The organism is Nonomuraea sp. NPDC004186, assembly GCF_053603495.1.
Map to the genome: position 1 here is coordinate 19,678 of NZ_JBSGFQ010000145.1, position 8,481 is coordinate 28,158.

Annotated in this window: 8 protein-coding genes; 5 read left to right on the forward strand and 3 right to left on the reverse strand. The window is 71.6% G+C overall.

Going from position 1 to position 8,481, the window contains the following annotated elements; genetic code table 11:
• Positions 1–26: 26 nt before the first annotated feature.
• From tatA to ACWEPL_RS57260, 4 genes are all read left to right on the forward strand, one after another.
• Positions 27–290, forward strand: coding sequence for a Sec-independent protein translocase subunit TatA (tatA, locus tag ACWEPL_RS57245; RefSeq protein ID WP_350727543.1), 264 nt, complete (start codon positions 27–29; stop codon positions 288–290).
• Between the two features lie 19 nt (positions 291–309).
• The gene (locus tag ACWEPL_RS57250) at positions 310–678 is read left to right on the forward strand and encodes an ArsR/SmtB family transcription factor (RefSeq protein ID WP_350727544.1); all 369 of its coding nucleotides are present in this window, start codon (positions 310–312) and stop codon (positions 676–678) included.
• Complete coding sequence (gene mgtA, locus ACWEPL_RS57255) at positions 662–3,199, forward strand: magnesium-translocating P-type ATPase (protein WP_452441628.1); 2,538 nt, start codon at positions 662–664, stop codon at positions 3,197–3,199. The genes ACWEPL_RS57250 and mgtA overlap by 17 nt, the downstream gene beginning before the upstream one ends.
• Positions 3,200–3,263: 64 nt before the next feature.
• On the forward strand, positions 3,264–4,559 hold the full coding sequence (locus tag ACWEPL_RS57260; protein WP_449897827.1) for a hemolysin family protein: 1,296 nt from the start codon (positions 3,264–3,266) through the stop codon (positions 4,557–4,559).
• Between the two features lie 117 nt (positions 4,560–4,676).
• On the opposite strand, the gene ACWEPL_RS57265 is transcribed toward ACWEPL_RS57260, so the two are convergent.
• Together ACWEPL_RS57265 and ACWEPL_RS57270 are read right to left on the reverse strand one after the other, a co-directional pair.
• On the reverse strand, positions 4,677–5,576 hold the full coding sequence (locus ACWEPL_RS57265) for a CHRD domain-containing protein (protein WP_363971114.1): 900 nt from the start codon (positions 5,574–5,576) through the stop codon (positions 4,677–4,679).
• A gap of 78 nt (positions 5,577–5,654) precedes the next feature.
• On the reverse strand, positions 5,655–6,857 hold the full coding sequence (locus ACWEPL_RS57270; protein ID WP_363971112.1) for a cytochrome P450: 1,203 nt from the start codon (positions 6,855–6,857) through the stop codon (positions 5,655–5,657).
• Between the two features lie 84 nt (positions 6,858–6,941).
• On the opposite strand from ACWEPL_RS57270, the gene ACWEPL_RS57275 reads away from it, so the two are divergent.
• The gene (locus ACWEPL_RS57275) at positions 6,942–7,568 is read left to right on the forward strand and encodes a TetR/AcrR family transcriptional regulator (RefSeq protein ID WP_452441629.1); all 627 of its coding nucleotides are present in this window, start codon (positions 6,942–6,944) and stop codon (positions 7,566–7,568) included.
• A 7-nt stretch (positions 7,569–7,575) separates the two neighbouring features.
• Here the strand turns inward: ACWEPL_RS57275 and ACWEPL_RS57280 are convergent, their stop codons facing one another.
• Positions 7,576–8,268: a glycoside hydrolase family 12 protein gene (locus tag ACWEPL_RS57280; RefSeq protein WP_452441630.1), complete on the reverse strand. Its 693-nt coding sequence runs from the start codon at positions 8,266–8,268 to the stop codon at positions 7,576–7,578.
• Between the last annotated feature and the right edge of the window lie 213 nt (positions 8,269–8,481).

An 8,481-nucleotide genomic window follows, 5' to 3' on the forward strand; every position in this document is an offset into this window, starting at 1 on the left:
GCATCCGAGCAACGTTAGGACTCCTCATGCAGGATCTCGGATGGGCAGAAATCCTCATCATCGCCCTGGTCTTCGTGCTGCTCTTCGGCGCGAAGAAGCTCCCGGAGACGGCCCGCGCCGTCGGCCGGTCCCTGCGGATCTTCAAGGCCGAGGCCGGCAAGCTCCACGACGACGAACCGGCCGAGCCGCCGCCCTCCGGCCCGACGCTGGAGGAGCAGGCGCGGCGGCTGGAGGAGCAGGCGGCCAGGCTGCGCGCGGGTATTCGGGAGGACGGGCAGGCCAAGCCGTGACGCCCTAGACTGGGCGGCTATGTCCGGAGGAGGAGTGACGGTGGCGATGGGGGAGGTCGGCGACCCGCCCGCCGACGTGCTGGCCGAAGCCGCGGCCGCTTTCGGGTTGCTGTCGTCGCCTCCGCGGCTGCACATCGTCTGGGCGCTGGCACAGGGCGAGTGCGACGTGACCGGGCTGGCCGAGCGGGTGGGCGGCGCGCTTCCCGCGGTCAGCCAGCACCTGGCCAAGCTGAAGCTGGCCGGACTGGTGCGGTCGAGGCGCGAGGGGCGCCGGGTGGTCTACCTGATCGACGATCAGGACATCGTCGCCACGGTCCAGGTGCTGGTCGGGCGCCTTGCCGAGCGGGCGGGCCGCCCGGGGGGACAGGCCCGTGGTCTGGGCGCCTGAGGCGCCGAGCACGCCGTCCCGGCCGGCCGGGGACGAGGTCGCGGGCCTGAGCAGGCTGCAGGTGCTGCGGCTGCTGGACAGCGGGCCGCGCGGCCTGGTGGAGGCGGAGGCCGAGTCCCGGCTGCTCCGCCACGGTGAGAACGTCCTTCCCGGTCGTCGTCCCGTGTCCTGGCCGCGCCGGCTGGCGCGCAGCCTGCGGGACCCGTTCACGATGGTGCTGCTCGCGCTGGGGGTGGTGTCGGCCCTGATCGCGTCCTGGGGCACGGCGGGCGTCATCGTGCTCCTGGTCGTGGCCAGTTGCGTGCTCCGCTCCAACGGTGAATACCGGGCCGACCGCTCGACCGCGGCGCTGCGGGAGCTGGTGGCCACCACGGCCACGGTCCGGCGGCGTGCGTCGGAGGACGCCGAGCCGTGGGAGCGGGAGATCCCGGTCGATCAGCTCGTACCGGGCGATGTGATCAAGCTGGGGCCGGGCGACCTGGTGCCGGCCGACGTCCGGCTGCTGCGTGCCAGGGGGCTGACGGTGCACCAGGCGCCGCTGACCGGGGAGTCGGCCCCGGTCCCCAAGCGGGCGCTCGACCTGCCCGAGGGTGACGACCACCTGTGCCGGCAGGGCAGCAGCGTCGTCTCGGGGAGCGCGCTGGCGGTGGTGGCGGCCACCGGCGCGGACACGATGCTCGCGGGCTCCTCCGCCGCGCCGGCGCGCAGGTTGTCGGCGTTCGACCGTTCGGTGAACGGCATCTCCTGGACGCTGGTCCGGCTCATGGTGATCATCCCGCCGGTGGCGCTGGTGGCCAACGCGGTCCTGCGCGGCCGGGGGCTGGAGGCGCTGCCGTTCGCGGTGGCGGTGGCCGTCGGGCTCACGCCCGAGATGCTGCCCGTCGTCGTGACCACCGCCCTGGCCAGGGGATCGGCGTTGCTGGCGCGCAGCGGCGTGATCGTCAAGCGGCTGGCCGCGCTGCACGACGTGGGCGCGATCGACGTGCTGTGCATGGACAAGACCGGCACGCTCACCCGGGACCGTCCCGTGCTCCGGGACTCCATCGGCCCGGACGGCGGTCCGGATCCCGAAGTGCTGCGCTGGGCCGCGATCAACAGCTTCTGGACGCTGCACCTGGCCGACCCGCCGGTGCCCGACGCCCTGGACGAGGCGATCCTGCTCGGCGCGCCCGACCATGGGGACGTCGAGGGCGTGGATGCCTCGCCGTTCGATCCGGTGAGCCGCGTCTCGTGCGCGCTCGTGCACGACGGCGGCGCGCACCGCGTCGTGGTCAAGGGCGCCGTGGAGCCGGTGCTGGAACGTTGCACGCTCAGCCCGCCGGATCGCCTGCGGGCCGTCCGCCTGGCCGACCGGCTGGCCGAGGAAGGGCTGCGGGTGCTCGCGGTCGCTGTGGCCGACCGCCCTGCCGACCGCCCTGCCGTCCACCGACTGGGCGAGGAGCGCGGGCTCTCCTTCGCCGGTTTCGTCACGCTGGCCGACGAGCCGTCGCCGGAGGCGCCCGGGGCCCTCGCGGCGCTCTCCCGCCGCGGGATCACTCCCAAGGTGCTGACCGGCGACCATCCGGCGACCGCCGCCCGCACCTGCCGGGACCTGGGCCTGAGCGTGGGCGCGGTGGTCAACGCGGGCGAGCTGGCGGACCTGTCCGACGCCGAGCTGGCCGAGGCCGTCGGCCGGGCGACGGTGGTCGCCCGCTGCACCCCGGAGCAGAAGGCACGGGTCGTACGCGCGCTGCGCGCCTCCGGCCACACGGTCGGCTTCCTCGGCGACGGCGTCAACGACCTGGCCGCCATGCGCGCCGCGGACGTCGGCATCTGCCCGAGGGGCGCGGTGGACGTCACCCGGGAGGCGGCCGACGTCGTGCTGGCGGCCAAGGATCTCGCCGCGGTCGATCACGCGGTCGCCGCCGGGCGGCGCAGCACCGGCAACATCGTCACCTACCTGCGCATCGCGCTGTCGTCCAACGTCGGGAACGTGATCGCGATGCTCGCGGCCGGGCTGGCGCTGCCGTTCCTGCCGATGCTGCCCGTCCAGGTGCTGGTGCAGAACCTGTGCTTCGACGCCGCGCAGCTCGCCCTCGCCTTCGACCGGGCCGACCCCGCCGTCCTGCGCCGCCCGCTCCGGCTCCGGCCGCGTGCGATCCTGCCCTTCGTCGTCGGGTTCGGGGCCCTGAACGCCGTGGCGGACCTCGTCACGTTCGCCGTCCTGACCTGGGTGCTCGGCGTGGAGGGGGCGCCGGCCTTCCACACCGGCTGGTTCATCGAGAACATGCTCACCCAGGCCGTCATCATGCTGCTGCTGCGCCCCATCAGCGGGGTGTCGCGCCCGCTCGGGCTGGCCACGGGCGCGCTCGCCGCGGTCGGCCTGCTGTTGCCGCTCTCGCCGCTGGCGGGCGCGTTCGGGCTGGTCGCGGTGCCTGCCACGAGCTACCTGTGGCTGCTGGCGGTGGTCGGCCTGTACGGCGGCACGTTGCTGGCCATCACCCGCCGGAGATTCCTGGGCAGAGGCCGCATAACGCCATAGACGCCACACTTGTTTTATAGTTGCGCAATACAGCAAGTGTCATGCGTCTGGAGGAACCCCTTTCGTGGATGGTTATTGGGTGCAACTCGCCCTGGTCGCGGTCCTCATCGTGATCAACGCGGTGTTCGCGGGAAGCGAGCTCGCGCTGGTCTCCCTGCGGGAGGGCCAGCTGCGCCGCCTGGAGCAGCACAGCAGCGGAGGACGGGTGCTGGCCAAGCTGGCCCGCGACCCGAACCAGTTCCTGGCGACCATCCAGATCGGCATCACCCTGGCCGGATTCCTCGCCTCGGCCACCGCGGCGGTGACCCTGTCCGAACCCCTGGTGCCGCTGCTGTCCTTCCTCGGCGGCGCGGCCGGTCCGGTGGCGATCATCCTCGTCACCCTGGTGCTGACGTTCCTCACCCTGGTGTTCGGCGAGCTGGCGCCCAAGCGGGTGGCGATGCAGCGCGCGGAGACCTGGGCGCTGCTGGTCGCCCGTCCGCTGAGCGTGCTGGGGAGCATGTCGCGGCCGGTCATCTGGGCGCTGGGCAAGTCCACCGACCTGACGGTCCGGTTGATGGGCGGGGACCCCGACCTGCACCGGGAGGAGATGAGCCCGGAGGAGATCCGCGATCTGGTCAGCGTCCACCGCGGCTTCACCCCGGAGCAGCGGCTGATCATCTCCGGCGCCGTCGAGATCACCGAACGGGTGCTGCGCGAGGTCCTGGTGCCCCCGCGCCAGGTGTTCACGATCGAGGCCGGCACCCCGCTCCGGCAGGCCGCGGCCGAACTGGCGGCCTCCGGGCACTCGCGCGCGCCGGTCGTCCGCGGGCGCAACCTGGACGACACCCTCGGCATCGCCAACCTGCGCGACCTGCTCACCCAGGACGCCGAGGCCGCAGCCGACGTCGCCCGGCCCGCCCTGGTCCTCCCCGAGAGCCTGCACGTCTCCGACGCGCTGCGCCGCTTCAAGGCCGAACGCCAGCAGTTCGCCCTCGTCGTCGACGAACGCGGCGCCGTGGACGGCATCGTCACCCTGGAGGACCTCCTGGAAGAGGTGGTCGGCGAGATCTACGACGAGACCGACAGCGACCTGGAGACCGTCCAGCGCGGCGACGACGGGACGCTGACGATGCCCGGCGGCTTCCCGGTGCACGACCTGCCGGACGTGGACGTGCACCTGGAGGGGCAGCCGGAGGGCGACTACACCACCGTCGCGGGTCTGGTCCTGGCCGAGCTCGGACGGGTGCCGACCGCGCCGGGCGAGTCGGTGACCGTGGCCGGCTGGCGCATCGAGGTCCTCGGGGTCGAACGCCACGCGATCACGCAGGTCCGCCTGCATCCGGTCGCCGTACCCGACGCCGCGGAACAGGACGCGTAGACCGGAGCGGCGGATCCGGCCGTCACCGAGCCGGCCTGTTGGCCGCGCGGGACCGGCCGCCCCAGCCGGACCGCCTCCTCGGCCCAGCGCACCCGCGCCGGGCCGAGGAGCCCTCCGCTACCAGTCGCCCCGGTAGAGCTGGCCGCGGACCGCGCCGCCGGGGAATTTGGCGTTGTGCAGGTTGGCGTACCAGTTCTTGGGGTTCTTCCAGATGCGGCGGGCGGTGGCGGTGTCGGTCTTGGAGCTGCCGGCGAGGCCGTTGACGCTGGGTGGCAGGCCGTCCTTGGCCTCGAAGAAGGGGACGACGACGGGGCCGTTCTTGCCCTTGGGGGCGCGGTGGACGTGGGCGGCGGTGGGGGTGTCGACGTGTTTCCAGGTGGCGGCGAACCAGACGCGGTCGCCTTCGGGCTGGACGAGCCAGGCGGCGCGGCCGTTGTGGTCGCCGACCTTGGTGCCGGGGGCGGGGATCTCCTGCTTGCCGTCGGCGCGGGTGGTCAGGGTGCGGCCGAAGCCGTGGGCCAGGATGCTCTCCAGGGCGACGGGGCGGATGCGCTGGAGCTGGGCCCGTACGGCGCCGCCGGCGAAGTCGGCGTTGTGGAGGTTGGCGTACCAGCCCTGGGGGTTGTTGAGGATGCGGCCGAGGAGGTTGAGGTCCTTGACGATGACGGTGCCCTTGATGGCGTGGAGCTGGGCCGGCAGGGCGGTGGTGATGAAGGGGATCTTGACCTCGCCGTTCTGGCCGGCGTTGCCCTTGTGGATGTGGAAGCCGCTGGGGGCGTTGACGTTGCTCCAGCGGACGGCGTAGTCGACGCGGTTTCCGTGGATGCGGAAGACCGCGAGGGCGCCGCCGTCGTCATCGCCGACCTTGGTGCCGGGTGCGGGCACTTCGTTCTTGCCGGCGAGGCTGGCGGCCAGGTAGACGGGAGTGCTGGTCTGCGCGGCGGCCGGTGGCACGGGAGCGGCGACCAGTGCGGTGGTGATAGCCAGGCCAGGAAGAGCGAGGGTGCGCTTGTTCATGAATCGGCCCTTGGTTAGGTGATTGCTTACTCCTGGGAGGTACGGGCCGATTCATGAACTTGGTTCAACGGTTCTGCGTCACCATGTGACGGGCAGCTCGTGCATCCCGTAGACGCTGGCCTCGTCCTTGAACGAGAGCTGCTCGGCGGGCACGGCCAGCCGCAGGCCGGGGATCCGCCTGAACAGCGAGTCGAAGACGATCTCCAGCTCCACGCGGGCGAGGTTCTGGCCCAGGCACTGGTGCGGGCCGTAACCGAAGGCCAGGTGGCTGCGGGCGTCGCGCTCGATGTCGAACGCGTCGGGGTCCGCGAACGCCTCCGGATCGCGGTTGCCGGCGTTGGCCAGCGTGAGCACGCCCGCCCCTGCGGGGATGACCGCGCCGCCGAGCTCCACGTCCTCGGTGGCCACCCGCATGATCGCGAACTCGGCGATGGTGAAGTGCCGCAGCAGCTCCTCGACCGCGCCCGGCGTCTTGCTCGGGTCCTCGCGCAGCGCGGCGAGCGTGTCGGGGTGGCGCAGCAGCATGTACGTGCCCAGCGAGATCATGTTGGCCGTGGTCTCGTGCCCGGCGATGAGCAGCAGGAACGCCAGGCTGAGCAGCGCGCCGTGGTCCACCTCGCCGCTCTCGCGCTGCTTGACCACCTGGCGGCCGAGCAGGTCGTCGGTCGGGTCCTCCTCCTTGGCCCTGATCAGCTTGTCCAGGTAGACGGCCAGCTCGAAGGAGGCGTGGTGGCGCTCCTGCGGCGTGGCGGCGCGGTTGAGCAGCTGCGCCGAGTGCGTCTGGAAGAAGTCGTGCTCCTCGTACGGCACGCCGAGCAGCTCGCAGATCACCAGCGAGGGCACCGGCAGGGCGAACGCCCGCACCAGGTCGACCGGGCGGGGACCGTCCAGCATGGCGTCGAGGTGCTCGTCCACGATCTGCTGGATGCGCGGCCGCAGGGCCGCGATGCGCCTGAGGGTGAACTCCCCGATCACGGCGCGTCGCGCCGGACCGTGCTCGGGCGGGTCCATCTCCAGCATCATCTTGGGCAGCGGCGAGTCGCCGGGCGCCATCTCGCCGCTCAGCCTGGGGGCGTTGGGATGGCGGCGGTCGGCACTGAAACGCGGGTCGCTCAGGACCGTACGGATGTCCTCATAGCGGGCGGCGACCCAGGCGCTCGAACCGCCCGGCAGCGCGACCTCGGTGACCGGCTGCTCACGCAGGAGGCGAAGGTGCTGCTCGGGCGGTGCGTACGGGCAGGTGCGGGTGATCTGGAGCGTCTCAGCGGAGTCAGCGGTCACGGTTGTCCCCAATCAGCGTGCCATTCCCAAATTTCCCTACATCTGTAGGCTAACCTACAGATGTAGGGCACAGTACACTGAGGCGTGGCCCTCACCAGAGACAGAAAGAGCGACCTGAGCGACCCGCGGGTGCGCCGCACGCAAGCGGCCCTGCAACGCACGCTGATCGACCTCGTCCAGGACGGCGACCTGTCCAGGATCAGCGTCGCCGATGTCGCCGAACGCGCCGGAGTGAGCCGCTCCACGTTCTACGACCACTACCGTGACGTGCACGAACTGGCCGAGGCGGCGTGCACCACGATGATCGACGACCTGATCGAGGCCATCCCCGACCCCGGTGTCCGGGACGTCCCGGAGGACGCCCCCGACACGCTGCTGACCTTCTTCGCCCACCTCGACGAGCACGCCGGCCTCTACCGCAGCGTGCTCGGGCCCCAGGGCAGCGCGCGCGTCATCGACCACGTGCGCCGCCACGCCACCGTCGCGGCCTACGTCGGCGCGCGCCGCAAGGCCACCGGGGACGACACCCCGACCGACTTCACGGCCCGGACCCCGCATGACGTGCCCGCCGCGTTCACGGCGGGCGCGCTCATCGGCGTCGCCACCGACTGGCTCCAGCACGGCTGCCCGTGCTCACCCGCCGAGATGGCGGACCTGACCCGCCCGCTGCTGATGGCCGTCTACCGAGGGGACGACCACCCCCAGGCCTAGGGAGCGGTCAGCCGGCGGACACCGAGAAGCTGTTGGTGACGAAGTCCATCCCTCCGCTGGAGGAGGTGATCTCGTAGCCGAACTGCACGTTGCCGAGCGTCACGTCACCCATCCAGCCGTTGGTGCGCAGCCAGTTGAGCACCGCCTTGACGTCCACGGTGCCGGAGTTGGTGTTGCCGGTCCTGACGAACGAGAAGACCTGGTTGGCGCCGTTGCTGCCGCGGTAGACGTCCCAGCTGTGGCCGCCCACCGTGGCGCCGGTCTGGCGGGAGCCGATCGGGCCGACGGCGCCGTGCTTGTTCATCCAGAGCATGATCTCGTACGCGTTGGCCGAGTCCCAGATGTCGTACGCCGTCGTGTACGAGCCGCCGTTCGGCACGGTGACGTTGAAGCTGCTGGTGGCGCTGCCGAGGGCGCTGATGCGTTTGCCGACGTACCTGGTGGCGTTCGGGTACGACTTCACCCCGCCGGTGTTGGGGTGGTTGGCCCACACGCCCCAGTTGCTGTAGGAGTTCGCCCAGATGGTCTGCGGGCCGGCGCCGCTGCCCCAGATGTTGTTGTAGAGCGTGTAGCCGCCGTTGGACCAGGTGCCCCATCGGTCGGTGGAGGACCAGGTGGCGGCCAGCGCGGGCGGGGCGAAGAGGACGGCGACCATCGCCAGTACGCAAACGGGGATGGCGGAACGCACGATCTTGCGCATGCTGGATCCCTTCTACCTGCCATTGTTAGTTTGGCTAACATCCAAACTAAATGACACTTTGCGCCTGTTGACTCGGCCAGTCAACCCCGGGTGAAACTTTCGCCGACCGTCGAGGAGCACGGGTGGAGCGGGGCGCTCATCGGCGCCGGCTGGGGGCGGCCCGACACCTTCACGGTCGCCGCCGCGCTGGCCGCGCGGACGACGACGTTCCAG